21 protein-coding genes are annotated in these 25,811 nt (G+C 73.0%); 16 read left to right on the top strand and 5 right to left on the bottom strand.

Features of this window, described 5'->3' with window-relative positions; translation table 11 throughout:
- The first annotated feature begins 45 nt into the window (after positions 1-45).
- The 8 genes from DVR05_RS01910 to DVR05_RS01875 all read left to right on the top strand — a co-directional run bounded on the left by DVR05_RS01910 (position 46) and on the right by DVR05_RS01875 (position 9,308).
- Positions 46-1,254 carry a hypothetical protein gene (locus DVR05_RS01910; RefSeq protein WP_116244050.1) on the top strand — a complete coding sequence of 403 codons (1,209 nt, stop codon included), beginning with the start codon at positions 46-48 and terminating at the stop codon, positions 1,252-1,254.
- Between the two features lie 87 nt (positions 1,255-1,341).
- Entirely contained in the window at positions 1,342-1,746 is a 405-nt protein-coding gene (locus tag DVR05_RS01905) for an MmcQ/YjbR family DNA-binding protein (protein WP_116244049.1), read from the top strand.
- A gap of 27 nt (positions 1,747-1,773) precedes the next feature.
- Positions 1,774-4,002 carry an ATP-dependent RecD-like DNA helicase gene (locus DVR05_RS01900; protein WP_116244048.1) on the top strand — a complete coding sequence of 743 codons (2,229 nt, stop codon included), beginning with the start codon at positions 1,774-1,776 and terminating at the stop codon, positions 4,000-4,002.
- 2 nt (positions 4,003-4,004) lie between these two features.
- Entirely contained in the window at positions 4,005-4,421 is a 417-nt protein-coding gene (locus tag DVR05_RS01895) for a (deoxy)nucleoside triphosphate pyrophosphohydrolase (protein ID WP_116244047.1), read from the top strand.
- A 112-nt stretch (positions 4,422-4,533) separates the two neighbouring features.
- Positions 4,534-6,426, top strand: a complete 1,893-nt coding sequence (gene typA, locus DVR05_RS01890; RefSeq protein ID WP_116244046.1) for a translational GTPase TypA — start codon at positions 4,534-4,536, stop codon at positions 6,424-6,426.
- Positions 6,427-6,521: 95 nt separating this feature from the next.
- Positions 6,522-7,178 (top strand): DUF6758 family protein, encoded by a 657-nt coding sequence (locus tag DVR05_RS01885; protein ID WP_116244045.1) that lies wholly within the window; start codon positions 6,522-6,524, stop codon positions 7,176-7,178.
- A gap of 63 nt (positions 7,179-7,241) precedes the next feature.
- On the top strand, positions 7,242-8,117 hold the full coding sequence (locus DVR05_RS01880) for a PHP domain-containing protein (RefSeq protein WP_116244044.1): 876 nt from the start codon (positions 7,242-7,244) through the stop codon (positions 8,115-8,117).
- A gap of 282 nt (positions 8,118-8,399) precedes the next feature.
- On the top strand, positions 8,400-9,308 hold the full coding sequence (locus DVR05_RS01875) for an MBL fold metallo-hydrolase (protein ID WP_116244043.1): 909 nt from the start codon (positions 8,400-8,402) through the stop codon (positions 9,306-9,308).
- A gap of 138 nt (positions 9,309-9,446) precedes the next feature.
- On the opposite strand, the gene DVR05_RS01870 is transcribed toward DVR05_RS01875, so the two are convergent.
- A complete protein-coding gene (locus tag DVR05_RS01870; protein ID WP_232831925.1) occupies positions 9,447-10,355 on the bottom strand; it encodes an alpha/beta fold hydrolase in 909 nt (302 codons plus the stop codon).
- A gap of 156 nt (positions 10,356-10,511) precedes the next feature.
- Positions 10,512-12,038, bottom strand: a complete 1,527-nt coding sequence (locus tag DVR05_RS01865; RefSeq protein ID WP_116244042.1) for a DEAD/DEAH box helicase — start codon at positions 12,036-12,038, stop codon at positions 10,512-10,514.
- Positions 12,039-12,636: 598 nt separating this feature from the next.
- Here DVR05_RS01865 and DVR05_RS01860 point away from each other — a divergent pair.
- The 3 genes from DVR05_RS01860 (at position 12,637) to DVR05_RS01850 (ending at position 14,304) form a co-directional block, all read left to right on the top strand.
- Complete coding sequence (locus DVR05_RS01860; RefSeq protein ID WP_116244041.1) at positions 12,637-13,314, top strand: ferritin-like fold-containing protein; 678 nt, start codon at positions 12,637-12,639, stop codon at positions 13,312-13,314.
- A gap of 174 nt (positions 13,315-13,488) precedes the next feature.
- Positions 13,489-13,800, top strand: a complete 312-nt coding sequence (locus DVR05_RS01855) for a DUF6401 family natural product biosynthesis protein (RefSeq protein ID WP_116244040.1) — start codon at positions 13,489-13,491, stop codon at positions 13,798-13,800.
- A 261-nt stretch (positions 13,801-14,061) separates the two neighbouring features.
- Positions 14,062-14,304: a hypothetical protein gene (locus tag DVR05_RS01850; protein ID WP_116244039.1), complete on the top strand. Its 243-nt coding sequence runs from the start codon at positions 14,062-14,064 to the stop codon at positions 14,302-14,304.
- A 120-nt stretch (positions 14,305-14,424) separates the two neighbouring features.
- Here DVR05_RS01850 and DVR05_RS01845 read toward each other — a convergent pair whose 3' ends face one another.
- From DVR05_RS01845 to DVR05_RS01835, 3 genes are all read right to left on the bottom strand, one after another.
- Entirely contained in the window at positions 14,425-15,213 is a 789-nt protein-coding gene (locus DVR05_RS01845) for a hypothetical protein (protein WP_116244038.1), read from the bottom strand.
- Positions 15,214-15,538: 325 nt separating this feature from the next.
- Positions 15,539-16,183, bottom strand: coding sequence for a TetR/AcrR family transcriptional regulator (locus DVR05_RS01840; RefSeq protein ID WP_116244037.1), 645 nt, complete (start codon positions 16,181-16,183; stop codon positions 15,539-15,541).
- A 155-nt stretch (positions 16,184-16,338) separates the two neighbouring features.
- The gene (locus DVR05_RS01835; RefSeq protein ID WP_116244036.1) at positions 16,339-16,566 is read right to left on the bottom strand and encodes a hypothetical protein; all 228 of its coding nucleotides are present in this window, start codon (positions 16,564-16,566) and stop codon (positions 16,339-16,341) included.
- Between the two features lie 282 nt (positions 16,567-16,848).
- On the opposite strand from DVR05_RS01835, the gene moeZ reads away from it, so the two are divergent.
- The 5 genes from moeZ (at position 16,849) to DVR05_RS01810 (ending at position 25,810) form a co-directional block, all read left to right on the top strand.
- On the top strand, positions 16,849-18,009 hold the full coding sequence (gene moeZ, locus DVR05_RS01830) for an adenylyltransferase/sulfurtransferase MoeZ (RefSeq protein WP_116244035.1): 1,161 nt from the start codon (positions 16,849-16,851) through the stop codon (positions 18,007-18,009).
- Positions 18,010-18,176: 167 nt separating this feature from the next.
- The gene (locus DVR05_RS01825; protein WP_369974484.1) at positions 18,177-18,590 is read left to right on the top strand and encodes an SPW repeat protein; all 414 of its coding nucleotides are present in this window, start codon (positions 18,177-18,179) and stop codon (positions 18,588-18,590) included.
- A gap of 92 nt (positions 18,591-18,682) precedes the next feature.
- Entirely contained in the window at positions 18,683-19,012 is a 330-nt protein-coding gene (locus tag DVR05_RS01820) for an MGMT family protein (protein ID WP_232831924.1), read from the top strand.
- Between the two features lie 117 nt (positions 19,013-19,129).
- Positions 19,130-22,309: an ATP-dependent DNA helicase gene (locus DVR05_RS01815; RefSeq protein WP_198658997.1), complete on the top strand. Its 3,180-nt coding sequence runs from the start codon at positions 19,130-19,132 to the stop codon at positions 22,307-22,309.
- Positions 22,310-22,375: 66 nt separating this feature from the next.
- Positions 22,376-25,810 carry an ATP-dependent DNA helicase gene (locus DVR05_RS01810; protein ID WP_116244034.1) on the top strand — a complete coding sequence of 1,145 codons (3,435 nt, stop codon included), beginning with the start codon at positions 22,376-22,378 and terminating at the stop codon, positions 25,808-25,810.
- Position 25,811: the final 1 nt, after the last annotated feature.

Below are 25,811 nucleotides of genomic sequence, written 5' to 3'. Positions count from 1 at the left end.
GCGAGAGGTACGCCCGCGCGCGGGCCGAACGCCGGAAAGGACGACATGGAGTTCAACCTCGCCGACGGCACCACCGTACGGATCACCGCTGTCACCTCCCGCGCGCTGCGCGCGGCGGTGCCCGTGCCGGGGCGTCCGGGACTGCTGCGGTTGCGGAGCCGCATCCCGGGTGAGGCCGTCCGCGCGCTGGCCGACCAACGGCTGGCCGCCCGGGACCGGCACCTGGGGGTCTGGGTGCTCACCGAACGCGGTGCCGGGGTGCGGGACCTGCTGGCCAGCGCACCCGGGACGGCCTTCGGCGGCGGGGACGACTGGGACGGGCACGAGCCCACCCGGCTCACCGTCCACCCGGAGGTCGACGACGGCACCGCGGTCCGGCTCAACGCGGCGGCCCTGCGCCGGAACCGGCCCGCGCCGCCCCGGCCGCCCCTGCCGTCCTGGCGGTCCGACGCCCCGCTTCCCGCGAACGACCACTGGCTCTACCCGGTCGGCGGGGCGGTGGTCGTCGGCCTGTTCCTGCTCCTGCTGCCGTTCTTCGGGATCCTCGCCGCCGTGTTCCTCCTCCTCGGCCTGGGCGTGGCGGTGGTCACCGCGTTCGCGTTCCTCGTGGCGAAGGCCGTCAGCGGGCCGTCGGCGCGCCCCCTGCCGGGCGAGGCCGAACGCGCTCTGGAGGAACGGTTGCTGATGGACTGGCGGGACTGGTACGTCAGCCCCGACATGCTCGACACCCCGGCCCGCGCGCTGCTCGGCCGGGCCCAGGCCGCCGTCGACTCCGTCCTGGCCTCCTCCCTCCACGACCAGGGCCTGCTACTGGACACGGTCCGCAACCGGGTGGTCCTCGCGGACGTCGAGTGGGGGCTGGCCAGGAGCCTGGCCGGGCACACCCGGACCCGCCGCGCGATGGCGAGCACCCCCACCCCGGGGGAGCACAGTCGCCGGGCCGCCGCGCGCGCCCGGGAGGTCCTCGACCAGGACGTCGCCCGGGTGACGGAGCGCGTCCGCGTCCTGGAGGACTACGCGAGCAAGGTCCGCGCCGCGGAGATGGAGCGCTACGACCGCCGCGCCGCCGAGCGGCTGGACGCCCTGGCCGTGGAGGCCGGGTCCGACCACCAGCAGCAGGACGAGGCGCTGTCCACCCTCGTCCAGGCCCAGGAACTGGCGCTGCGCGTGGCCTCCCTCACCAGTGAACTCGGATACCCCGGCCACCCGGACCCCCTCGACGGGCCGGAGGAGCCGGGGCCTCCGCGGGGGTGAGCCCGGTCCGCGCCGTCCACCGGTTCCCGGCGGCCCTCCCGTTCGTCGGCGCCTTCTGGCACGCTCGATGTGAGAGGAGGGCCCCACATGACCCCGGAGCAGTTCATCGACGCGGCCCTGTGGTTCCCGGAGGCGTCCGAGACCGAGCCCTTCGGTCCCGGACCCCTGGTCTACAAGGTCGCCGGCCAGAAGATGTTCGCGCTGCTCATGGAGCGCCCCCAGGGGCCGGTGGCCAACCTCAAGTGCGACCCGGAACTGGCCCTGGAGCTGCGCGACCAGTTCCCCGGCGTCACCCCGGGCTACCACATGAGCAAACGGCACTGGAACTCCGTGCTCCTGGACGGCTCCGTCCCCGACGACGAGATCGCGGAGATGCTGAGACACTCCTACGTACTGGTCGCCCGGAGCCTGCGCCGGGCCGACCGGGACCGCGTGCTCGCCGTCCTCGGCGACGACGCCCCCCGATCCGGGGGAGCGCACGCCACCGTGTGACCGATCTCGGGAGGGAGCGTTCATCCCGTGTCCGACAGGACCTTCCGGCCCGCCGTCGTCCAGGGCGTCCTGGAGCGGATCACCTACGCCAACGAGGACAACGGGTACACCGTCGCCAAGGTCGACACCGGGAACGGGGCCCACGACCTGCTCACCGTCGTCGGCGCCCTGGCCGGCGTCCAGCCCGGCGAGGCGCTGCGCATGCGGGGCCGCTGGGGATCGCACCCCCAGTACGGACGCCAGTTCCAGGTGGAGAACTACACCACCGTCCTGCCCGCCACGGTCCAGGGCATCCGCCGCTACCTCGGCTCCGGGCTCATCAAGGGGATCGGTCCGAAGATGGCCGAGCGCATCGTCGAGCACTTCGGCACCGACGCCCTGGACGTCATCGAGGACGACCCCCAGCGGCTCATCGAGGTCCCCGGGCTCGGCCCCAAGCGCACCCGGCTCATCGCGGACGCCTGGGAGGAACAGAAGGCGATCAAGGAGGTCATGGTCTTCCTCCAGGGGGTCGAGGTCACCACCTCCCTGGCCGTGCGCATCTACAAGAAGTACGGCGACGCGTCCATCGACGTCGTCCAGAAGGAGCCCTACCGGCTGGCGTCCGACGTGTGGGGGATCGGGTTCAAGACCGCCGACACCATCGCCCAGGCGGTCGGCATCCCGCACGACAGCCCCCAGCGGGTCATGGCGGGCATCCAGTTCACCCTCTCGGAGTCCACCGGCGACGGCCACTGCTACCTGCCCGAGGAGCGGCTCATCTCCGCCGCCGTGAAGATCCTCGGGGTGGAGGCGGGCCTGGTCATCGAGTGCCTCCAGGAGCTGGTCGCCACCGAGGGCGTGGTCCGCGAGACACTCCCCGGCCCGGAGGGCGAGCCGGTGCGCGCCGTGTACCTCGTGCCGATGCACCGCGCCGAGATCGGGCTCGCCTCGGGACTGCGCTCCCTCCTGGAGGCCCCCGACGACCGGCTCGCCTCCTTCGCGGACGTCGACTGGGACGTGGCCCTGGGCTGGCTGCGCGAGCGCACCCGGGTCGACCTCGCCGACGCCCAGCGCGAGGCCGTGCGCACCGCGCTCACCCGGAAGGTGTGCGTGCTCACCGGCGGTCCCGGCTGCGGCAAGTCCTTCACCGTGGCCTCCGTCGTCACCCTCGCCGCGGCCAAGCGCGCCCGGATCATCCTGGCCGCGCCCACCGGGCGGGCCGCCAAACGGCTGACCGAGCTCACCGGGGTGGACGCCTCCACGGTGCACCGGCTCCTCGAACTGCGCCCCGGCGGTGACGCCGCCTACGACCGCGACAACCCCCTCGACTGCGACCTGCTCGTGGTCGACGAAGCCTCCATGCTGGACCTGGTCCTGGCGAACAAGCTGGTCAAGGCGGTGCCCCCGGGAGCGCACGTCCTCTTCGTCGGCGACGTCGACCAGTTGCCCTCCGTCGGCGCCGGACAGGTGCTGCGCGACCTCCTCGACGACGGTTCCCCGATCCCCAGCGTCCGCCTCACCCACGTGTTCCGGCAGGCCCAGCAGTCGGGGGTGGTCACCAACGCCCACCGCGTCAACACCGGTGCGCCGCCCGAGTTCCAGGGTATGACCGACTTCTTCCTCTTCCCCTGCGACGACGCCGAGGAGGCCGCCGAACTCACCGTCGACGTGGTCGCCCGCCGCATCCCGCGGCGGTTCGGACTCGACCCCCGCCGCGACGTCCAGGTCCTCACCCCGATGAAGGGCGGACCGGCCGGATCCGCCCAGCTCAACACGGCTCTCCAGGCCGCCGTCACACCCCCGGGGGAGGGCGTGGCCGAACGCCGCTTCGGCGGGCGGATCTTCCGCGTGGGCGACAAGGTCACGCAGGTCCGCAACAACTACGAGAAGGGCGCGAGCGGGGTCTTCAACGGGACGCTCGGCGTGGTCACCGGCATCGACCCGATCGCCCAGGAGGTGTCGGTGCGTACCGACGAGGACGAGGAGGTCGACTACGACTTCGCCGAACTCGACGAACTGGCGCACGCCTACGCCGTCACCGTCCACCGCTCGCAGGGCAGCGAGTACCCCTGCGTGGTGGTACCGGTCACCACCAGCGCGTGGATGATGCTCCAGCGCAACCTGCTCTACACCGCCATCACCCGGGCCAAGAAGCTGGTGGTCCTGGTGGGTTCCCGCCGCGCCCTCGCCCAGGCCGTCCGCAACGCCTCCTCCGGCCACCGGTACACCGCCCTGGCCCACCGGTTGGGTAACGCCAGCCACTACGCTGGTTGACCGTGCGAGAGACCCTGATCGTCGTCGGCGCCGCCATCATCCGGGACGGCCGCGTGCTGGCCGCCCAACGAGCCGAGCCCGCGACCCTGCGCGGCCGGTGGGAGTTCCCCGGCGGCAAGGTCGACGACGGGGAGTCACCCGTCGACGCGCTGACCCGCGAGTGCCGGGAGGAGCTCGGCGTCACCGTCCGACCCCTGCACCCGATCGGAGCCGACGTCCCGTTCCCGGACCCGTCCGGTACCCGTACCCGTGACGCCGTGCTGCGGCTGTGGCGGGCGGAACTGGTCGACGGGGAGCCCGAACCGCTGGAACACCTGTCCCTGCGCTGGCTCTGCGCCGCCGACCTGCGCGCCGTCGACTGGCTGCCCGCGGACGTCCCCTTCCTGGACCCGCTCGCACCCCTGCTGGTCAACCCGTAGTGACCGGGTTGACCTGCACGTTTCCCAACCAGACACCTCTTACCGCATAAACTGGCAACGGGCCGTGGCACTCTGCGGTCTCTACCCAGTACCAGGAGATCGAGACTTTCCCATGTCCAGCGCCATGCCCGTCGAGGGCTCCGCACGCCGCGGCGACATCCGCAACGTCGCCATCGTCGCCCACGTGGACCACGGCAAGACGACGCTCGTCGACGCCATGCTCTGGCAGTCCGGTGTGTTCCGTGAGAACCAGGACGTCGACGACCGCGTGATGGACTCCAACGACCTGGAGCGCGAGAAGGGCATCACCATTCTCGCGAAGAACACGGCCGTCCACTACACCACGCCCGAGGGCGAGGACGTGGTCATCAACATCATCGACACCCCCGGCCACGCCGACTTCGGCGGCGAGGTCGAGCGCGGCCTGTCGATGGTCGACGGCGTCGTCCTGCTCGTGGACGCCAGCGAGGGCCCACTCCCGCAGACCCGCTTCGTGCTCCGCAAGGCCCTGGCCGCCAAGCTCCCCGTCATCCTCGTCATCAACAAGGTCGACCGGCCCGACAGCCGGATCGCCGAGGTCGTGGACGACACCTACGAGCTGTTCATGGACCTGGACGCGGACGAGTCGCAGATCGAGTTCCCGATCATCTACACCTGCGCCCGCGACGGCAAGGCGTCCCTGGAGCGCCCCGAGAACGGGCAGGTGCCCGACAACGACAACCTCGTTCCGCTGTTCACCACCATCCTGGAGACCATCCCGGCGCCCGAGTACACCCCGGGCGCGCCCCTGCAGGCCCACGTCACCAACCTGGACGCCTCCCCGTTCCTGGGACGTCTGGCGCTGGTGCGCGTCCAGCAGGGTGAGCTGCGCAAGGGCCAGCAGGTCGCGTGGATCCGCGCCGACGGCACCACCCAGCAGGTCAAGATCACCGAGCTGCTCATGACCGAGGGGCTGGAGCGCCAGCCCGCCGAGAAGGCCGGCCCCGGCGACATCGCCGCCATCGCGGGCATCCCCGACATCATGATCGGCGAGACCCTCGCCGACCCAGAGGACCCGCGCCCGCTGCCGCTGATCACGGTGGACGAGCCCGCCATCTCCATGACCATCGGCACCAACACCTCGCCGCTGGTCGGCAGGGTCAAGGGCGCCAAGGTCACCGCCCGCCTGGTCAAGGACCGGCTGGACCGCGAGCTGATCGGCAACGTGTCGCTGCGCGTGCTGCCCACCGAGCGTCCCGACGCCTGGGAGGTGCAGGGCCGCGGTGAGCTGGCGCTGGCCATCCTGGTCGAGCAGATGCGCCGCGAGGGCTACGAGCTGACCGTCGGCAAGCCGCAGGTGGTCACCCGCGTGATCGACGGCAAGACGCACGAGCCGGTCGAGCGCCTCACCGTGGACGCCCCCGAGGAGTTCATGGGCGCCATCACCCAGCTGCTCAGCGTCCGCAAGGGCCGCATGGAGAACATGGTCAACCACGGCACCGGCTGGGTGCGCATGGACTGGCTGGTGCCCTCCCGCGGCCTCATCGGGTTCCGCACCGAGTTCCTCACCGAGACCCGCGGCACCGGCATCGCCCACCACGTCTTCGAGAAGTTCGAGCCGTGGTTCGGCGAGCTGCGTACGCGGCCCAACGGCTCCCTGGTCGCCGACCGGGCCGGGTCCGCGATGACCTACGCGATGTTCAACCTCCAGGAGCGCGGCGTCCTGTTCGTCGAGCCGGGCACCGAGGTCTACGAGGGCATGGTCGTCGGCGAGAACTCCCGCGCCGACGACATGGACGTGAACATCACCAAGGAGAAGAAGCTCACCAACATGCGCTCGGCCACCGGCGACGAGCTGGAGCGCCTGGTGCCGCCGCGCCGACTCTCCCTGGAGCAGGCCCTGGAGTTCTGCCGTGAGGACGAGTGCGTGGAGGTCACGCCCGAGAACGTGCGCATCCGCAAGGTGGTCCTCGACCACAAGGAGCGCGCCCGCATGGCCGCGCACAAGAAGCGCCAGTCGCAGTAGCGGGGGCGCTGTGGGCGCCCGCGGGGGCGGTCGGTGGACACCGACCGCCCCCGCGGCGTTTCCTGCCAGGTCAGAGGGGTAGACCGCTTAGAGCTATGAAGTCCGAGCCCTCGTGTCCTCGATGCGGGCGCACGGTCCAGCCTCCGGGGCTGTGGACCAGCGCCTGGCAGTGTGACGTCCACGGTGCGGTGGTGCCCCTCCAGGGGGTCAGAGCCCCCGGGGCCAGCAGTCTCGACGCCCTGATTCCGCAGGCCCGCGTCCCGGTCTGGGTCCCGTGGCCGTTGCCCACCGGGTGGGTGGTGACCGGGTTCGCCGAGGCCGGCGACGACCGCAGTGGCGTGGTGGCCGCCGCCGTCGCCCTGTCCGGACCCAACCCGCTCGGTGGGGTCGGCGAGGTGGTCATCGTCGCCGAGGACCCCGGGGTGGGGCTCGGCGCCCGGCTGTCCGGCCTGGAGGGGCCCGACCCCGGCGACGGGTTCGACTCCGCGGCCGCCGACGCCAAGGTGCGCTTCGACGGCCACGAGATCGCCCTGTGGAACCTCGACGTGGGCCGCGACCGCGCGGTCTACGCGGGCGAGGCGCTCGCCCACTGGCTGTGGTTCGTGTTCGCCTCACCGGACACCGCGATCCTCATGTGCGAGATCAACGCACTGCGGGACCTGCGCGACATCAAGGACGGCGGCGTCGCTTTCGAGCCGCCGTTCGGGGCGCTCAGCCCCTTCCTCACCGGGCGGCTCGCACCGCTGGACTGAGCGTGTCGGTCGTGCTCGGGAAGCACCCCGACACGCTGAACGGGACTTACGTACAATCGGGCAGTGACCCGAATCGACCTGCACTCGCACAGCTCCGTCTCCGACGGGACCGACACGCCCGCCGAGGTCCTCCGGGAAGCGGTGGCCGCCGGGCTCGACGTCCTCGCTCTGACCGACCACGACACCGTCGGCGGGATCGCGGAGGCGGCCGAGCACATGCCGCCGGGGCTCACCCTCGTTCCCGGGATGGAGCTGTCCTGCGCCCACGCCGGGTCCAGCGTGCACCTGGTCTCCTACCTGTTCGACCCCGCCGACCCGGGGCTGGCCGCCGAGCTGGGCCGGATCCGCTCCGACCGGGCCTGGCGCGCGAAGGAGATGGTGGCCAAGCTGCGCGACCTCGGCGTCGACGTCTCCTGGGAACGGGTCCTGACCATCGCCGGGGCCGGACGGGACGAGTACGCCGACGCCAACACGATCGGCCGCCCCCACCTGGCGCGCGCGATCGTCGAGGCGGGCGCGGCCCGGGACGTCCAGGACGCCTTCGACCGGTGGATCGGTTCGGGCGGGCCCGCCTACACGGCGCGGTACGCCCTCGACCCCGTCCGCGCCGTGGAGTTGGTGCGCGCGGCGGGCGGCGTCTGCTCCCTCGCCCACCCGGCGCGCGCCGAGGGCGCGCTCAACGGGGCGGTCCCGATCGACCTGGTCGAACGCATGGTGGCCGCGGGTCTGGGCGGGATCGAGGCCGACCACCCCTCGCACAACCGGGCCCAGACCAAGGAGTGGCGCGGGGTGGCCGCCGACCTGGGCGTGGTGGTCACCGGTTCCAGTGACGACCACGGCAGCCTGACCGGACACCGCCTGGGCTGCCGCACCACCGCGCCCGAGGCGTTCGAGGAGCTCGTGGCGCCCGCGACGGGGGCCGCGCTGATCCGGGGCTGACCCGTGGGCCCCGTGCTCGTCGTGGGCCTGCGCTGCGCTTCGGCCCGGGTTCGGGCGCCCCTGCGGCCGGGGATTCCTCCTCCTCGGCGGCGCCTGTCGCTCGTCCCCCGCCCGCGGCCCGCCTCGTCGTGCACAACCCCGGCGGCGCCCGGACGCAACCCGTTGAGTGGCCGCGTCGGACGACGGAACCGCGCGTTCGATACGGTACGGACCACTGCCGGAGAGCGCGACAATGGTCGCAGCGAACCACCCGAACCTGGACGATGCGAAAGGTCTGACGCCGTGTTCTGGAAGCGGAAGCCGAAGAAGCAGGACGGCCAGGAGGCCACCGACTCCGCCGCGGAGGAGCGGGAGTCCGCGGAGGACGTCGAGGAGGAGGCCGCCTCGGCCGTCTCCGAGGACACGGCGAAGACCTCGGACGACGTGGCGGAGGGGGACTCCGCGGAGGACACCGCCGACGAGAGCGCCGGGGCCGCCGACGACGGCGGGACCGAGGGGGAGTCCGAGGACGAGGCTCCCGCCGACGTGTTCGCCGACGACACGGAGGAGCCCGGCGTGACCGGCCCCGACGGTGACGGGATCACGCGCGTGCGGGCCTCGGGCAGCTTCGAGTTCGACGGTCAGACCTACGAGATCGTCAGCAACACCTGGATCGTCCAGGCCGATGACGAGGGCGTCGTCGTCATCGACCCCGGGTACGACCCCGAGGCGATCCTCAAGGCCGTCGGCGATCGCGAGATCTACCTCGTGGCCTGCACCAACGGCTACACCCCGCACATCGAGGGCGCGCTGCGCGTCGCGGAGGAGGCCGAGGCCGAGATCGCCCTGCACCCCCGCGAGATGCGCGCCTGGCGCCGCAGGCACGGCGCCGAGCGCCGACCCGAGATCGAGGTCGAGGGGCAGGGCGCCTTCGACATCGGCGACCTGCACATCGACGTCCTGGCCCTGCCGGGCACCTCGCCCGGCACCGTGGGCTACTACATCAGCCAGCTCGGCGTGGTCTTCAGCGGCGACACCCTGCGTAAGGGCGAGCCCGGCATGGTCGGCGACACCTACATCGACTACACGACGCAGCTCGCCTCCATCGGCGAGTCCCTGCTGTCGCTGCCGCCGACCACCCGCATCCTGCCCGACAGCGGCCCGGCCACCACCTCCGGCGCGGAGAGCAAGAACTTCGACGACTGGGTCTGACCCGGACCGCCGTCCGCCGCGCCGCTTCAGCGGCGCGGCGGACGGACACGGTGGGCACCGTGCCGTCGGCGTCGGTCCGGGGGCGGTGGCGGGCGGCGGACGGGCCGAAGCGGAGCGGAGGCCCACGACGGGCCCCGCCTAGCGCCGTCCCACGGACTCGGTCTCGTTCCAGAAGGCGGTCAGGGCGCTCGACGTCGTCTCCGGGGCCTCCACGTTGGGGGAGTGGCCGGCACCGGGCACCACCAGTCGCTGGGCGTCGAGCCGCTGGGCCATCTCGGCCTGCTCGTCGGTGGTCCAGGTGTCGTCGTTCTCGCCGTACAGCACCAGGACGGGCAGGTCCAGGGCGGCGAGTTCGTCGACCCGGTCCGCCGTACCCAGCAGGTCCTCGGCGGTGCGCATGAGCCCGGTGGCGCTGCTCGACACCAGTCGTCGGCGGAGGAAGTCCTGGATGCGCGGGTCGGCGGTGCGCTGGCGCGCCTCGGAGGCGAACTGCTCGTCCCACAGCTCCTGGAGCCGCGCGGTGGAGGGGTCCATGGACAGCGCGGCGATGAGGTTGCGGGCGCCGGTCGCGCGGTCGCCCGTCAGCGCGCCGGGGCCGCTGCACATGAGGGTGAGCGAGGCCAGGGGCGCGCGCTCGGACAGGGCGGTCTCCCGGGCCACCAGACCGCCGAACGAGTGTCCGACCAGGTGGACCGGTGAGCCGTCCCCCACCTCGTCGACGACCTCGGCGACCACACCGCCGAGGGAGGAGAGGCGGTAGTCGGGGAGTTGGACGCCCGGAGGGGCGGTGAGGGTCTCCGGTCCGGGCGATTCGTAGGTGCCGGGCAGGTCGATCGCGACCACCTCCCGGCCGGCCTGCGCCAGGCTCTGGAGGAGGGCGATGAAGTCCTCCTTGCTGCCGGTGAATCCGTGCACCAGGACGGCGGGCGCCAGTTCGGCGCCGCCGGACGTCGGCAGCGCGCGCAGGGCCGCCACCGGGCCGTGGGACAGGTGCAGGTCCGCCCGCCGCACACCGGGCGGCGGGTCGAGGAAGGTCGGTGTACTCACGTCGGGCAACCCTAGGGCATGTCTCCGACCGCCCGTCCGCCACCTGGGCGGACGGTCACGGTGCCCGGACCCGTCGCCCCCGGGCCCTCCCGGGGGAGGGGCCGACCGCCGTGGGTGGACGGCGGTACCGCGGTGCGGTCGGCGACGGGAACGGGATCAGGTGTTCTCCGGGTCCCGGCGGGCGGCGCTGGCGCCACCACGGGTACGGCGACGGCGGCGGACCCGCTTGGCGCCCTCCTCACCGGAGGGCTGGCCCCCGGAGCGGGCGGGCTGGCTGGGCGCCTTCTCGGCTCCCGCGCCCTCGGCGGCGGCCACGGCCTTGCCGCCACGGGTACGGCGGCGCGAACGCTTGCGGCCCCGGCTCCGGCTCTCCTCGCGGTCGCTCTCACCGCGGTCGCTCTCGCCGCGGCCGCGGTCCCGGCGTCCGCCGCGCTCGGCACGCGGGCCGCCGGTGTCGCCGATGTCCTCGACCTCCTCGGCCTCCAGGCCCGCGTGGGTGCGCTTGTCCGCCGCGAGCTTGCCCTTGGTGCCCGGGGGGATGTTGAGGGCGGTGAAGAAGTGCTCGGAGGTGGAGTAGGTCTCCTCCGGGTCCGGGAACGGCAGGTCCAGGGCGGCGTTGATCAGCTTCCACCGCGGCATCTCCTGCCAGTCCACGAAGGTGACGGCGGTGCCGCTGCGTCCGGCCCGGCCGGTGCGGCCGATCCGGTGCGTGTAGGTCTTCTCGTCCTCGGGCGTCTCGTAGTTGACGACGTGGGTGACGTCGTCGACGTCCAGGCCCCGGGCGGCCACGTCGGTGGCGACCAGGATGTTGATCTTGCCGTTGCGGAAGGCCCGCAGGGCGCGCTCGCGCTGGCTCTGGCCCAGGTCGCCGTGGACGGCCGCGGCGGCGAACCCGCGCGCCTTCAGGTCGCCGGCGACCCGGTCGCAGGCGCGCTTGGTCTGGCAGAACACCATGCTCTGGCCGTGGTCCTCGGCCTGGAGCAGGCGGGCCAGCATCTCGATCTTGTCCATCTGGTGCGTGCGGAACGCGTACTGGGTGATCCGCCCGGTGATGGAGGAGCCGTCGATCTCGTCGTCGTCGCTCGCCCGCACGTGGGTGGGCTGGCGCAGGTACTTCCGCGACAGCGCGACGATCTCGCTCGGCATGGTGGCCGAGAACAGCATGGTCTGGCGCTCGGCGGGGGTCTTGGTGAGGATCCGCTCGATGTCGGGGAGGAACCCGAGGTCGAGCATCTTGTCGGCCTCGTCCAGGACCACCGCGAAGACCTGGTCCAGCCGCAGGTGCTTCTGGTTCTCCAGGTCCAGCAGGCGGCCGGGGGTGCCGACGACGACGTCCACGCCCTCCTTGAGGCCGTTGATCTGCGGCTCGTAGGAACGGCCGCCGTAGACGGTGAGGACACGGAGGCCGTTGCGCTTGCTGGCGGTGGTCAGGTCCGCGGCGACCTGGATGGCCAGCTCACGGGTGGGGACCACGACGAGGGCCCGGGGGCGCTTGGCCGAACCCGGGGCCTCCTGTGCCCGCTGGAGCAGCGGGAGTCCGAAGGCGAGGGTCTTGCCGGTGCCGGTGCGGGCCTGACCGATGATGTCGCTGCCGGCCAGGGCGATCGGGAGCGCCAGTTCCTGGATGAGGAAGGGCTCGATGATCCCCTCCGCCTCCAGGGCGTCGGCGATCTCGGCGGTCAGGCCCAGATCGCGGAAGGTCGTTCGGGGCTGTGCGGTCTGTGTGGTCTGTTGTGTGCTGCTCAGGGCTCAAGCCTCCATCTTGCGGGCCGGGGCGTCAGCGTGGCCGCGGCGGGGTGCGGTCGCGGGCGGCTCCTGGCCGCCGCGGAGGGCGCGGCTCACCGCTGCTCCACCTTTCCGGTGAGGGCGCGGTGGCGCTGCCGCCTGGAGTCCGTGCGGGCCGGGGTGTACCCCGCCCGCGGACCGGCTCCATCCGCAGTTCTGTGTCGTGTACGAGGGGTCCGTCCCCGCGTGTGAGGGCGCTTCGAGGGCCGCTGTGTTCCAGACCGGCACCGATCGCCGCCTCGTGGTGGCCGGGTGACCGCCCCCGATCGGGCGAGGGTTGGTCTGGCTGTCTGCACACGCCGGTCATCACGCAGAGTCTAGCTGGTGACTCAGCCGGTGGACATAGCAGTTCACCAGGCTGTGGACTGCCGGGGACCTACCCGTTCCCAGCCGATGCAACCGTCCGCGCCCCGTGTTTAGTCCCCGGGGCCGTCTCGGCACCGGGGTGACTCGCCCCGGTTCGGCGCCCCGCGCACCGGGCGCTACCCTGACGGGCATGACGCAAGGCCCTTCCACCGACCCCGGCGTGATCGATCTCCTCGGGCTGCTCGCCTACGCCGAGCTCGGCTCCTTCTTCCGGCTCGCCGACGACGCCGGGCTCGCGCCGACCCTGCGGGCGAAGGGTCAGCTGGCCGCCCTCGCCGCCACGGAGCAGGCCCACTACCAGGCGCTCCGGGACCGGCTGGAGGAGCTCGGAGCCGACCCCGAGGAGGCCATGGCGCCCTTCGTCGCGCCACTGGACGCCTGGACGGAGCGCACCGAGCCGCGGAGCTGGCTGGAGAGCCTGGTCAAGACCTACGTCGGCGACGGCATCGCCGGTGACTTCTACGCCCGTGTCGCCGGTCTCGCCGACGACGAGACACGCCTCCTGATCGAGGGCGTGCTCGCCGAGACCGGCCGCGCCGAGTTCGTCACCGAGACGGTGCGCGGCGCGTTGGCGGAGGACCCCACGCTCGCGGGACGCCTGGCCCTGTGGGCGCGGCGCCTGGTCGGCGAGGCCCTGAGCCAGGCGCAGGCCGTGGCCGTGCAGCGCCCCGCACTGGCCAGGCTGCTGGCCGGGGGCGGGTCGGAGACCTCCTCGGACGTCGGCGACCTGGCCGCCGTGAGTAGGATGTTCGCCTCATTGACCGAGGGGCACTCCGCGCGCCTGCGGGCGATGGGGTTGGCCGACTAGCCCCGCCGGCGGCCGGGTTCCGCCCGCCGGGAGGGCGGTCTGGGGCGGTCGCCGCCACCGCCTCGCACGTGGTCGGACGGGGTTCCCGGTCAACACTTTCATGACGATTCCTTGGTCAATGCACGTATAGTCGATGACGTTTCCCGTCTCCTGACCACGCGAGTAGGTACTTCCATGCCCCGTGGGACCTCCGTGCGCCACCCGCTGGCCGGACTCACCCGTGACTTCCACAAGCTCGGTCCGCTCGACTCCCCGATCGAGCCCGGTATGGCCGCTGAGCTGGACCAGCACGCCGCGGAGGTGTGCGACGCGATCACCTCGTCGGGAGGGCGGCTCACGGCGCGCAGCCTCGGCACGTACCTGCACGGCTTCATCGACGGGTGCCTCGAACGGGGCTGGGACTCCGAGGCGGTCGAGTACGACTGGGAGACCCTCCGCATCCTCGCGATCTGCCGCCTGGCGAAGGAACGGGGCTTCGTCCGCTAGGTTGGTGGCATCCGCGGGCGGTCGTGCATGCCTGACGCGAGGATGCTCGCTGCGGCCGGGCCCACCCGTTCCCCAGCGAAAACCCGGAGCTCGGCGTAGGCTGAAGGTAGCCGGTGACGATCGAGAGGCCGACGATCGGCCCCGTCGCCGAGGCTGGTCCAGGGCCCTGCGGAATGCAACGTGGGACACGTGGTGCCGGTGCGCAGTGGCCGGGACCGCGACTGGCGGAGCGGCCCGCAGAGCCGCGAGAAAGGAATGCGCATGAGGAGCGGTCGGCATGGGGCGGCGCGTCCACCGGTCGGCGTTCTGATCCAACAGGAGCGCCTCGACTTCGCGCTGTTCGCACTGATCATCGTGGTCGCGCTGGTGTCGATGGTCTTCTCCGGGCCGGGCAGCGTGGTCTTCTGGTTGGCGTTCGTCCCGATCATCGCCTCGGGCGTTCTCGCGTTCCGGAGGATCGAGCACCTGTCGCGCATGGAGCTTCGCGACTCCGAGCTGCTCTGAGGCCCGCGCGCCCGGGTGCCGGGGCCCGGGCGCGACGCGAGGGCGGGGCCCGTCGGCCCCGCCCCCTACCTGCATCCCTTTCCTCCGGCCGACGAACGCGGCCGCAGGTCTCGTGCGCGGCTACGGGGCGGATCCGCCCTCGCCGCTCCGCCCGGGGGCGGTCCTGGCCTCCGGGCTCTCCTTCCCCCGCTCCTCGGCGGGGCGGCGCATCGCCGCTTCGCGTCCCGCCTCGTAGCTGGGGCCGGCGCCCATCTGGCCGGTCTCGCGCTCGACCACGTCCAGCCAGCGCGCCCATCGGGACTGCATCGGTTTGATGAGACCGCCGCCGACACCGACGACGAGGATGCCGCCGACCGTGGCGAGGACGGCGATCAGGACGGGCATCGTGACGCTCATCGCCACGCCCATCTGGTTCAGCGCGGCGATCACACCGAGCGCCATGATGGCGACGGCTGCGATGTTGCTCAGGAGGCGGCCGTAGGACAGTCCGCCGAGCGCCCCGATGAGGACGTCCCGGGCGGCCTTGGCCACCATTCCGGCCACCACGAGGATCACCAGCGCCACGACGCCGCGCGGGATCCAGGCGATGACCTCACTGAGCAGCTGGCTGACCGGGTTCGGGCCGAAGACGTTGAACGCGAGCGTCAGCACGAACAGCAGACCGACGAAGTAGACGATCTTCCCGCACAGCTCGCTGGCGCCCCAGCGGCTGCGTTCGAAGTACTCCCCCACACCACCGCGGTGCAGTGCCCGGTCGAGGCCGATCGAGTGCAGGCCCTTCGCGACGAGCTTGCCGAGGACCCAGGCGACGAACCAGCCGACCACCAGGATCACGAGGAAACCGACCAGCAACGGCACGAAGGTCGCCACCATCTCCCAGGCCGCGGTCACGCCCTGACCAATGTCCATAACGTCTTCACCCCCGAATCGCGTTGTCCGCCGGGGCACGGATCTAGCCCGGACGGGTACGGCGAACAAAAGTGCCGTACTTCTCATTTCCGCGATACCCGACCTTCGGGGATTGAACCTTTTGCCCGCCTTGTCAGGGGATGGTTGCCCTTTCTTGGATATTCCTTTTCAGAAATATGGAATAATCCCCGGAGTGTCGTTCGGACAACGTTCCCTTTCGTCCGCGGACGCGAAAAGACCCCCGGGGCGCGCTCGGCGCTCCCGGGGGCCCGGTGGTCCGGATTCCGGAGGAGGGGCCGCGGCCGGAGCCGTCGGCCGGGCGGGGTTACCGCTCGTCCCGTTCCTCGGGCTGCCGGTGCAGGTCCCAGCCGCTGATGCCGCGCCAGGCCAGACGCGCGACGAGCTGTTCGGCGGCCTCCTTGGGCACCTCACCGTAGTTGTTGAGCCAGTAGCGGGCGCTGGTCTCGGCCATACCGACCAGGCCGATGCTCAGCAGGCGGGCCTCCTCGTCGGAGATGCTGGTGTCCTGGCGGATCACCTCGCCGATCAGCTCGGCGCAGCGCTGGAAGGTCCGCTCGCTCTTCTCGCGCACGGCCGGCAGGTTGCGCAGGTCGGACTCGAAGACCAGGCGGAACGCCTCACCGTCGCCCGCGACGAAGTCGAAGTAGGCGCGGAAGCTGGCGATCACGCGCTGGCGGTTGTCGTCCGTGCTCTCCAGCGCCTCGCGCTGCTTCTCGACCAGCGCCTCGGAGTGCTCCTCCAGGAGAGCGAGATAGAGCTCCAGCTTGCCTGGAAAGTGCTGGTACAGGACGGGCTTGCTGACTCCGGCGCGGTCGGCGATCTCGTCCATGGCCGCGGCGTGGTACCCGCGGGCGACGAAGACCTCCTGGGCCGCGGCCAGGAGTTGGCGTCGGCGCCTGACCCGGGGCAGGCGGGTGCCCCGAGCGCGGGCGTCTGAAGGAGCTGTCACACCCACACCCTCCGAAATCGGCATGGCAGATGCCCGCCACCTCGAACATCTGCGTGGCTAGTGCTGTCCGGCGCGACACAGTGTCGCGCCCCACAGCCTTTCCCTCATCTTACTCCGGCGTAGGTTCGGTGGGGGCGGTCAGCGGCGGGCCCGGGTCACCGGTGCTCGTCCTCGTCATCGGCGCCCAACTCGCGCAACTGCTCGACCAGGTCCGCCTCGTTGGCCTGGTCCAGACCCCGACCGGCCGGCCTGTCCAGCCACTGGTCGTCCTCCTCCTCGGTGGTCTGCGCGCTCTGCTCGGCCGCGTCCGCCTCGGGGACGGAGTCCGACGGGTCCTCGTCGATCCCCAGACGTCTCTTTCCGGCCCGGTTCTGTGCTGTCACGGAAGCCTCCCGGCATCGTCGCTGCGCGTACGGACGACACTACCCGCACCGAAGTCGCCGGTGCGGGAACCGGGTGGCGGAACCCGTGGGCGCCGAGGGGCGGCGGGGGTACGTTGGGGCATGTGGGCGGGGGTGTGTCCCACGCCTCCCCAGGGTGGGAATGCAAAACCCCACCCGTTAGGTTGGGTATAAGTGCAAGCGCGCTTCGCACCCCGCCCCCTCGGCCGGACGCCCTTCGGTCCGGGCGGTGCGGAGCCACCTGAACAGACCTGAGGAGTCACCGTGTCGCTGCCGCCGCTGGTGGAGCCAGCTGACGAGCTGACCGTGGACGAGGTGCGCCGTTACTCGCGCCACCTGATCATCCCCGACGTGGGTATGGACGGGCAGAAGCGCCTGAAGAACGCGAAGGTCCTGGTCGTCGGCGCCGGCGGTCTGGGTTCCCCGGCACTGCTCTACCTCGCCGCCGCGGGTGTGGGCACGCTCGGCATCATCGACTTCGACGTCGTGGACGAGTCCAATCTCCAGCGCCAGATCATCCACGGCCAGAGCGACGTCGACCGGCCCAAGGCCGAGTCCGCGCGGGACAGCATCAAGGAGGTGAACCCCAACGTCGAGGTCGTCCTGCACCAGGAGCGCCTGGAGTCGGACAACGCGCTGGACATCTTCGCCGGCTACGACCTGATCCTGGACGGCACCGACAACTTCGCCACCCGCTACCTGGTCAACGACGCCTGCGTGCTGCTGAACAAGCCGTACGTGTGGGGTTCGATCTACCGGTTCGACGGCCAGGTCAGCGTGTTCTGGAACGAGTACGGGCCGCAGTACCGCGACCTGTACCCCGAGCCGCCGCCGCCCGGGATGGTCCCCTCCTGCGCCGAGGGCGGCGTGCTGGGCGTGCTGTGCGCGTCCATCGGGTCCGTCATGGTGAACGAGGCCATCAAGCTCATCACCGGCATCGGTGAGCCGCTCGTCGGCCGGCTGCTCATCTTCGACGCCCTGGAGATGACCTGGCGCGAGGTCAAGGTCCGCAAGGACCCCGACACCGAGCCGGTCACCGAGCTCATCGACTACGAGGCGTTCTGCGGCGCGGTGTCCGAGGAGGCCACCGAGGCCGCCGCCGGTTCCACGATCACCGCGGCCGAGCTCAAGGACCTCCTGGACAAGGACGAGGACATCTTCCTGGTCGACGTCCGCGAGCAGAACGAGTACGAGATCGTCAACATCCCGGGCGCGGTCCTCATCCCCAAGGGCGAGTTCCTCAACGGCAAGGCGTTCGAGCGGCTGCCGCAGGACAAGCGGATCGTCCTGCACTGCAAGTCGGGCGCGCGTTCGGCCGAGGCGCTGGCCGCGGTCAAGGCCGCCGGGTTCAACGACGCCGTGCACGTCGGCGGCGGGGTGCTGGCCTGGATCAACCAGGTCGACCCGAGCCTGCCCGTGTACTGACCGGCCTGGCCCGGACGACGGGGGACGGAGCGGAACGGCCCGCTCCGTCCCCCGTCGCCGTCGTCCACAGCCCCCGGTGACCCGCGGCATCACCGCCCGCGAGTGGGTACAAGTCCCCCAGGGACCGCCCACACCGTCGGAGCGGTCCGCCGCTGGGAGGTGGCGTGATGCGCGTGATGCGAGAGAAGGCACGCTGGGCGGACTGGGTGGCCGTCGCCGCCGGTCTGGCCCTCGGAGTGAGCTGGATGTGGCACGGGATGTACGGCTGGGGCGGCGGGCTGATGTTCGTGCTCGGCCTGGTCGTGATCGTGGCGGCGGTCCTCTCCCTGACCCGGCCGGGGGCGGTGTCCGGGGAGATCGCCATGATGGCCATCGGCCTGCTGACCATCGCCCTGCCGTGGATCCTGGACTTCACCCACGAGACCGCCGCGTCGTGGAGCGCGTGGCTGATCGGCGCGGCCATCGCGCTGCTGGGCGTCTACGGGCTGATGAAGGCCGCCCAGACCCGCAGGGACGACCCGGAACTCGCCTGGACCGTCCACCGCAACGAGCTCGGCGGGAGACCGCCCGGACGGATGTAGGCGCGGCGGAGGCGCCCGAGGGCCCCGTGCCGTCGCGCGGGGCCCTCCGCCGACCGGGGACGCGGCCTGCCCGCGGTAGTAGGCTCTCCGGTGTGCTGGACGACTTCGACGACCCCCACACGGGCCCGGACGACTACGCCGAAGAGGTCCTCTCCGTGGCCGAGTCCATCCCGCCCGGCATGGTGATGTCCTACGGCGACATCGCCGAGTACGTCGGTCGGGGCGGCCCTCGCCAGGTCGGCTCCGTCATGTCCACCTGGGGCGGCGCCGTCCCCTGGTGGCGCGTCGTGCGTTCGGACGGCCGTCCGCCCTCGGGGCACGAGGTACGTGCGCTGTCCCACTACGCGGCGGAGGCCACCCCCATGCGCCCCGGCGCCGACCGCGTGGACATGCGTCGGGCCCGGTGGGACGGGCGGAGCTGAGCCCTCCCGGACCGGCGGGGCCGCCCCGTGCGGAGCGGACGGATGTGTCCGTTCTGGATGAGAAGGTCCCCGACCTCTGGTGAACTGTTGGTCGTGGACCATGCCCGATACCGACTCGTGCGGCGCGCCAACCGGGCGCAGCCGCCGCCGGTGCTGGACGACAACCAGCGGCGTGTGGTCGAGCACGCGGGCGGCCCCCTCCTGGTGCTGGCCGGGCCCGGAACCGGGAAGACCACCACCATCGTCGAGGCCGTCGTGGACCGCATCGACAACCGGGGGGTGGACCCCTCGCGCGTGCTCGTGCTCACGTTCAGCCGCAAGGCCGCCCAGGAACTGCGGGAACGGATCACCGCCCGGCTGCGCCGCACCACCCGCGAGCCCCTCGCGCTCACCTTCCACAGCTACGCCTACTCCCTCATCCGCCGTGAGTTCCAGCGCATGGGCGACCTGCCGCCACGCCTGCTCTCCGGGCCGGAACAGCTCATGGAGGTGCGCGAACTCCTCGCCGGCGAGGCCCTCGACGGCGCCGAGCACTGGCCCGAGCGGCTCCGTCCCGCCCTGCGGACGCGCGGTTTCGCCGAGGAGCTGCGCGACTTCCTCATGCGCGCCCAGGAGCGCGGTCTGGGGCCGGCCGAGCTCGACCGGCTCGGCCGTGAGCGCGGCAGGGACGACTGGGTGGCCGCGGCCGGGTTCCTCGACCGCTACACCGGCCGGTTCGACATCGCCCCCGTGCCCACGCTCAACTACGCCGAACTCGTCCGCGTCGCCGCCAACATGCTCTCCGACCCCGAGGTGCAGGAGCGCGAGCGCGCCGCCCGCGAGGTCGTGTTCGTCGACGAGTACCAGGACACCGACCCCGCCCAGGAGGAGCTGCTGCGCGCCCTGGCCGGGGACGGCCGCGACCTCGTCGCCGTCGGCGACCCCGACCAGTCCATCTACGCCTTCCGCGGCGCCGAGGTCGACAACATCCTGGAGTTTCCCCGCCGCTTCCGGACCGCCGACCGCTCCGAGGCCCCCGTCGTCGCGCTGCGTACCTGCCGCCGGAGCGGGTCCGCGCTGCTGGCCGCCTCCCGGGGGGTGACCCGGCGCCTGCCCGCCGTCGCGTCGGCGGGCGGACACGTCAACGAGCACCGCGACCTGACCCCCGGCGAGAACGTCCCGGACGGGCGGGTCCAGGTCCTCCTGGCGGACAGCGTCGCCCAGGAGGCCGCGGTCATCGCCGACACCCTGCGCCGGGCGCACCTGATCGACGGCGTCCCGTGGTCGGACATGGCCGTCCTCGTGCGCTCCTCCACCCGCCAACTGCCGGCCCTGCGCCGTGCCCTGGCCGCCGCGTCGGTCCCCGTGGTCGTGGGGGCCGACGACCTCCCGGTGGCCGCCGAGCCGATCGTGCGCCCCCTGCTCGCGCTCATCCGCTACGGCCTCAACCCCGGCGAACTCGACGACGAGGCCGCCCGCGACCTGATCACCGGCCCGTTCGGGGAGGCCGACACCGTCCGGCTGCGGCGGCTCCTGCGGGCCCTGCGCCGCCTGGACCTGGACCGGGTCGCCGCCGCGCGGGCCGAGGGCGCCGACGGAACCGCCGAGGAGGACGCCGAGGCCGCCCGCCCCGACGGCTACCGGCCCGCGTCGCGCCTGCTCGTGGACGCGCTGCGCGACTCCCGCGACCTCGCCCTCGTCGACCCGCAGGTCGCCGCGCCCGCCCTGCGCATCGCCGAGGCCCTGGCCACCGTCCGGACCCTGGCCGCCCAGGGCGCCGACGCCGAACAGGTCCTGTGGCGGCTGTGGCGCGACAGCGGCCTCGCCGACCGCCTCCTGCGCGCCAGCCAGGCGGGCGGCCGTCGGGGAGCCTCCGCCGACCGCGACCTGGACGCCGTCGTCGCCCTCTTCGAGAGCGCCGCCCGCTACTGCGACCGCCTGCCCCCCGGCACCCCCGCCGGTTTCCTGGAGGACCTCGCCGCCCAGGAGATCCCCGGCGACAGCCTCGCCGAGCGCGCGCCCGAGGGCGAGGCGGTACGCATCCTCACCGCCCACCGCTCCAAGGGCCTGGAGTGGGGGCTGGTCGTGGTGGCCGGGGTACAGGAGGGCGACTGGCCCGACCTGCGGCTGCGCGGATCGTTCCTGGGCGTGGAGGGGCTCGTCGACGCCGACGCCCACTCCGCCGACACCTCCGGCGCCGCCCTCGCCTCCAAACTCCTGGACGAGGAGCGCCGCCTGTTCTACGTCGCGCTCACCCGCGCCCGGCACACGCTGGTCGTCACTGCCGTGGGCGGGGAGGAGACCGACGAGCGCCCCTCGCGCTTCCTCACGGAGCTGGGCGTGGGCGATCCCGAGCCGGTCAGCACCGGCCGCCGCTGGCTCTCCCTGCCCGCGCTCGTCGCCGACCTGAGGTCGGTGGTCACCGATCCCTCCGCGCCCGACCCGCTGCGTGAGGCCGCCGCCGTCCACCTGGCCCGGCTGGCCGAGGAGGGGGTGCGCGGAGCCGACCCGTCCGAGTGGTACGCGCTCACCCCCTTCACCGACGACCGGCCGCTGGCGGGGGAGGGGGACACCATCCGCGTCTCCCCCTCCCAGGTGGAGAGCTTCACCAACTGCCAGCTGCGGTGGCTGCTCGAACGCGCCGCCGGGGCCTCCTCCGGCGACTCCGCCTCCGCCCTGGGCACGGTCGTGCACGCCGTCGCCGTCCTGGTCGCCCGGGGCAGCTCCCCGGACGAGATCCACAAGCGCATGGACGAGATCTGGTCCGACCTGGACTTCGGCGGACCCTGGCAGGCGGACAAGCAGCGCGAGCGCGCCGACGAGATGGTCGGCAGGCTCCTGGACTGGGACGCCGCCAACGACCGCGAGCTGGTCGTCACCGAGGAGGGCTTCCGCGTCGACGTCGACGGCATCGAGATCACCGGCCGCGTCGACCGCCTCGAACGCGACGCCCAGGGGCGCGCGTTCGTCGTCGACATCAAGACCGGCACCGCCAAGGCCGACGACCTGGCCCGCCACCCCCAGCTCGGCGTCTACCAGATGGCCGTGCTCAGGGGGGCCTTCGCCAGGCTCGGCCTCACCGAGCCCGGTGGCGCCGCCCTCGTCCAGGTCGGTGGCGCCGCCCTCGCCCGCAAGGCGCGCGAGCAGCCCCAGCCCCCGCTCGGCGAGGACCCCGACCCCGGCTGGGCCACGGCCCTGGTCCGCGAGGTCGCCGCCGGGATGGGCGGCTCCCGCTTCACCGCCACCCGCAACAAGGGCTGCAACGCGTGCGCCGTGCGCGCCTGCTGCCCCGTGCAGGACGAAGGCCGGCATGTCTGAGCCCGCGCCCCCGCCACGCTGAGGAACGCCGTAACCGAACCTCCCCCACCACCCCGAGAGCCCACCATGCCCGAACCCCTGACCGACCCGGCCGACGCGCGGCCGCCGTTCCCCCGCCTGACCCCCGCCGAGCTGGCCCGCCTGCTCGGCCAGCCCGAGCCCACCGCCGAGCAGTCCGAGGTCGTCTCCGCGCCCCTGGAGCCGGGCGTGGTCATCGCGGGCGCCGGGTCGGGCAAGAGCGAGACCATGGCCTCCCGCGTGGTGTGGCTGGTCGCCAACGGGCACGTGCGCCCCGAACAGGTGCTCGGCCTGACCTTCACCCGCAAGGCCACCGCCGAGCTGGCCGAGCGCGTCCGCACCCGGCTCGACCAGCTGCGCGCCACCGAGCAGCTGCCCCCCGAGGTGCTCGACGGGGAGCCGACCGTGTCCACCTACAACGCCTACGCCGGGCGGATCGTCGCCGACCACGCCCTGCGCGAGGCGGTCGAGCCCACCGCCCGACTGCTCAGTGAGGGCCAGTCCTGGCAGTTGGCCGCCCGCGTCGTCGGCGAGTACGACGGGCCCATGGACCACATCACCGTCGGGGCCGACACCGTCACCCAGCGGGTCCTGCACCTGTCCGGGGAGATCGCCGACCACCTGACCACCACCGACCGGGTGCGCGGGATCGGCCGGTGGATCCAGGCCGAGGTCGACGCGATGACCCGCAAACCCACCAAGGAGACCCGCGACCTGGTCGCCGCCCAGCGCCGCCGCGAACAGCTCCTGCCCCTGGTGGAGCGGTACGACCACGCCAAGCACGTCCGCGAGGCGATGGACTTCGGCGACCAGATGGCGCTGGCCGCGCGCATCGCGCAGAACCACCCCGAGGTCGGGCTCATCGAACGCGGCCGGTTCCGCGTCGTGCTCCTGGACGAGTACCAGGACACCAGCCACGCCCAGCTCGTCCTGCTGCGGTCCCTGTTCGGCGAGGGGCACCCGGTCACCGCCGTCGGCGACCCCTGCCAGTCCATCTACGGGTGGCGGGGCGCGATCGCGGCCAACCTCACCCGGTTCCCCACCGACTTCCCGGCCGCTCCGGGGCGGCCCGCCCCCGTGCGCCGCCTGTCCACGAGCTTCCGCAACGGCGAACGGGTGCTGGGCGTGGCCGAGCGGATCTCCGAGCCGCTGCGCGCCGAGGCCGCCGAGGTCCCCGTCCTGCACCCGGGGCCGGCGCGCCGCGGCCGCGGCACCGCGCTGGCCGCCCTCTTCCCCACCGAGACCGCGGAGGCCGCCTGGATCGCCGAGCAGGTGCACAGCCTCGTCCACGCCCGGCCGGGGGAGCCGGGCGACGCGCACACCGCCCCCGACTTCCTGCCGTGGCCCGCGGGCGAGTCCGGCGGCGGCGCGGACGGCGGGATCAGCCCGGGCGACATCGCCGTCCTGTGCCGCAGGCGATCCCAGTTCCCCCCGCTGCGGGAGGCCCTGGAGGCGCGCGGCGTCCCCGTCGAGGTGGTCGGGCTCGGCGGGCTCATGCTCGTCCCGGAGGTCCGCGACATCATCGCCACCCTGCGCGTGGTGCACGACGCCTCGGCCGGCAACGAGCTGGCCCGCCTGCTCACCGGACCGCGGTGGCGGCTGGGCCCGCGCGACCTCGCCGCGCTGGGCGCCCGCGCCGCGGAGCTGGCCCGGCACACCCGCCGCGACCTGACCGCCCCCGACCCCGGGGAGGAGCCGGAGGACGACATCCTGCGGCGCACCGTCCTGGACCTGACCGCGGAGAGCGGCAGCCTGGTGGACGCCGTGGACGACCCCGGGCCCGCCGAGAACTACTCCGAGGCCGCCTACGAGCGCCTGGGACGTCTGGCCGAGGAGCTGCGGTCGCTGCGCAAACAGATCGGCCAGCCCCTGCCGGACCTGGTCACCGAGGTCGAGCGGATGCTCGGCCTGGACATCGAGGTGGGCGCCCGCACGGGTCGCGACCCACTGTCGGCCCGCGCCGACCTGGACGCCTTCGTCGACCACGCGGTCCGCTTCGTCGGCAACAGCGAGGACCCCACCCTGGGCAGCTTCCTGAGCTACCTCAACGCCGCCGAGGAGAACGAGAGCGGCCTGGCGCCCGGCGAGCGGATCGGCGCATCCGACAGCGTCAAACTCATGACCGTGCACGGGTCCAAGGGGCTCCAGTGGCCGGTGGTGATCGTGCCCGGGTTGTGCGCGGGCCGGAGGGCGCCGCTGTTCCCGGCCAGGGCGCGCGACTCGCTGGCCTGGGTCAAGGCCGACCACCTGCTGCCGTACCCGTTGCGCGGTGACCGCGCGAGTCTGCCCGTCCTGGCGGGGGTGACCAAGGAGGACATCGCCGACTTCAAGGCGGCCGAGGAGGAGCGCCACCTCATGGAGGAGCGGCGGCTGGCCTACGTGGCCGTGACCCGCGCGTCCTTCGCGCTGCTGTGCACCGGCCACTGGTGGGGGCGGACGGGGAGTTCGCCGCGCGGTCCGTCGGTGTTCCTGGAGGAGGTCCGCGAGGCGTGCGAGGCGGGGGCGGGGTCGGTCGTGGCCTGGGCGCCGCCCCCGGACCCGGAGGAGACCAACCCGCACGACGCCGAGGAGAACTCCGCCGTGTGGCCTCCGGTCCACGCCGAGGACGCCGCCGAGGACGCCGCCGAGGGCGTCCCGGGGCCGGACGGGGACGCGGCGGGACGGCGGTCGGCGGACACCCGGCGGGCGGAGATCCTGGCGGGCGCCGCCCTCGTCGAGCGCGCCCGGGAACGCCTGCGCGCGGGTACGGCCCCCGCCGAGCCCGCCCCCGCCGGCCTGCGCCGACGCCTCCAGGGGTGGGAGCGCGACACCGAACTCCTGCTCGCCCATCGCCGCGCCGCGGCGGCCGGGGCGGGGGACGGGCCGATCGAGGTCGAGCTGCCCGCCCACCTGTCGGTGTCGTCCATGGTGTGGCTGGCCCGCGACCCCTCCGCCCTGGCCCGGCAGATCCGTCGGCCGCTGCCGCGTCCGCCCGCGCCGCACACCCGGCGCGGCACTGCCTTCCACACGTGGCTGGAGCAGCGTTTCGGCCGGGACGCCACGCTCCTGGACGAGCTGCCCGGCGCCGCCGACGAGACCGCCGACCAGGACGAGGACCTGGCCGAGCTCAGGAGCCGCTTCGAGCGGAGCGAGTGGGGTTCGCGCGTCCCGATCGAGGTCGAGACGCCCTTCGAGACGGTCATCGGGGACCGGCTCATCCGGGGGCGGATGGACGCGGTGTTCCACGACCCCGAGACCGGCCGCTACGACGTCGTCGACTGGAAGACCGGCCACCCGCCCACCACGGAGGCCGAACGGCGCGCGGTCGGCGTGCAGCTGGCCGCCTACCGGCTGGCGTGGGCCGAACTGGCCGGGGTCGACCTCGACGAGGTCCGGGCCGCCTTCCACTACGTCCGGGCCGAGGAGACCGTCCGGCCCGCCGACCTGCTCGACGCCGAGGGCCTGGCCGCGCTCATCGCCTCGGTGCCCGAGCCCGGGCGGTGAC

This window comes from Nocardiopsis sp. FIRDI 009 (genome assembly GCF_003386285.1).
Classification (GTDB): Bacteria; Actinomycetota; Actinomycetes; order Streptosporangiales; family Streptosporangiaceae; genus Nocardiopsis.
The sequence above is the reverse complement of the archived record's forward strand: the minus strand, read 5'-3'. Positions and strand labels throughout refer to the sequence as shown.

Excerpts from the sequence above, each read along its gene's own strand:
- DVR05_RS01910 (WP_116244050.1), top strand. The coding sequence starts at position 46 with ATGGAGTTCAACCTCGCCGACGGCACCACCGTACGGATCACCGCTGTC.
- DVR05_RS01810 (WP_116244034.1), top strand. The coding sequence starts at position 22,376 with ATGCCCGAACCCCTGACCGACCCGGCCGACGCGCGGCCGCCGTTCCCC.
- DVR05_RS01825 (WP_369974484.1), top strand. The coding sequence starts at position 18,177 with ATGCGCGTGATGCGAGAGAAGGCACGCTGGGCGGACTGGGTGGCCGTC.
- DVR05_RS01850 (WP_116244039.1), top strand. The coding sequence starts at position 14,062 with ATGAGGAGCGGTCGGCATGGGGCGGCGCGTCCACCGGTCGGCGTTCTG.
- DVR05_RS01885 (WP_116244045.1), top strand. The coding sequence starts at position 6,522 with ATGAAGTCCGAGCCCTCGTGTCCTCGATGCGGGCGCACGGTCCAGCCT.
- DVR05_RS01845 (WP_116244038.1), bottom strand. The coding sequence starts at position 15,213 with ATGGACATTGGTCAGGGCGTGACCGCGGCCTGGGAGATGGTGGCGACC.
- typA (WP_116244046.1), top strand. The coding sequence starts at position 4,534 with ATGTCCAGCGCCATGCCCGTCGAGGGCTCCGCACGCCGCGGCGACATC.
- DVR05_RS01855 (WP_116244040.1), top strand. The coding sequence starts at position 13,489 with ATGCCCCGTGGGACCTCCGTGCGCCACCCGCTGGCCGGACTCACCCGT.
- DVR05_RS01860 (WP_116244041.1), top strand. The coding sequence starts at position 12,637 with ATGACGCAAGGCCCTTCCACCGACCCCGGCGTGATCGATCTCCTCGGG.
- DVR05_RS01905 (WP_116244049.1), top strand. The coding sequence starts at position 1,342 with ATGACCCCGGAGCAGTTCATCGACGCGGCCCTGTGGTTCCCGGAGGCG.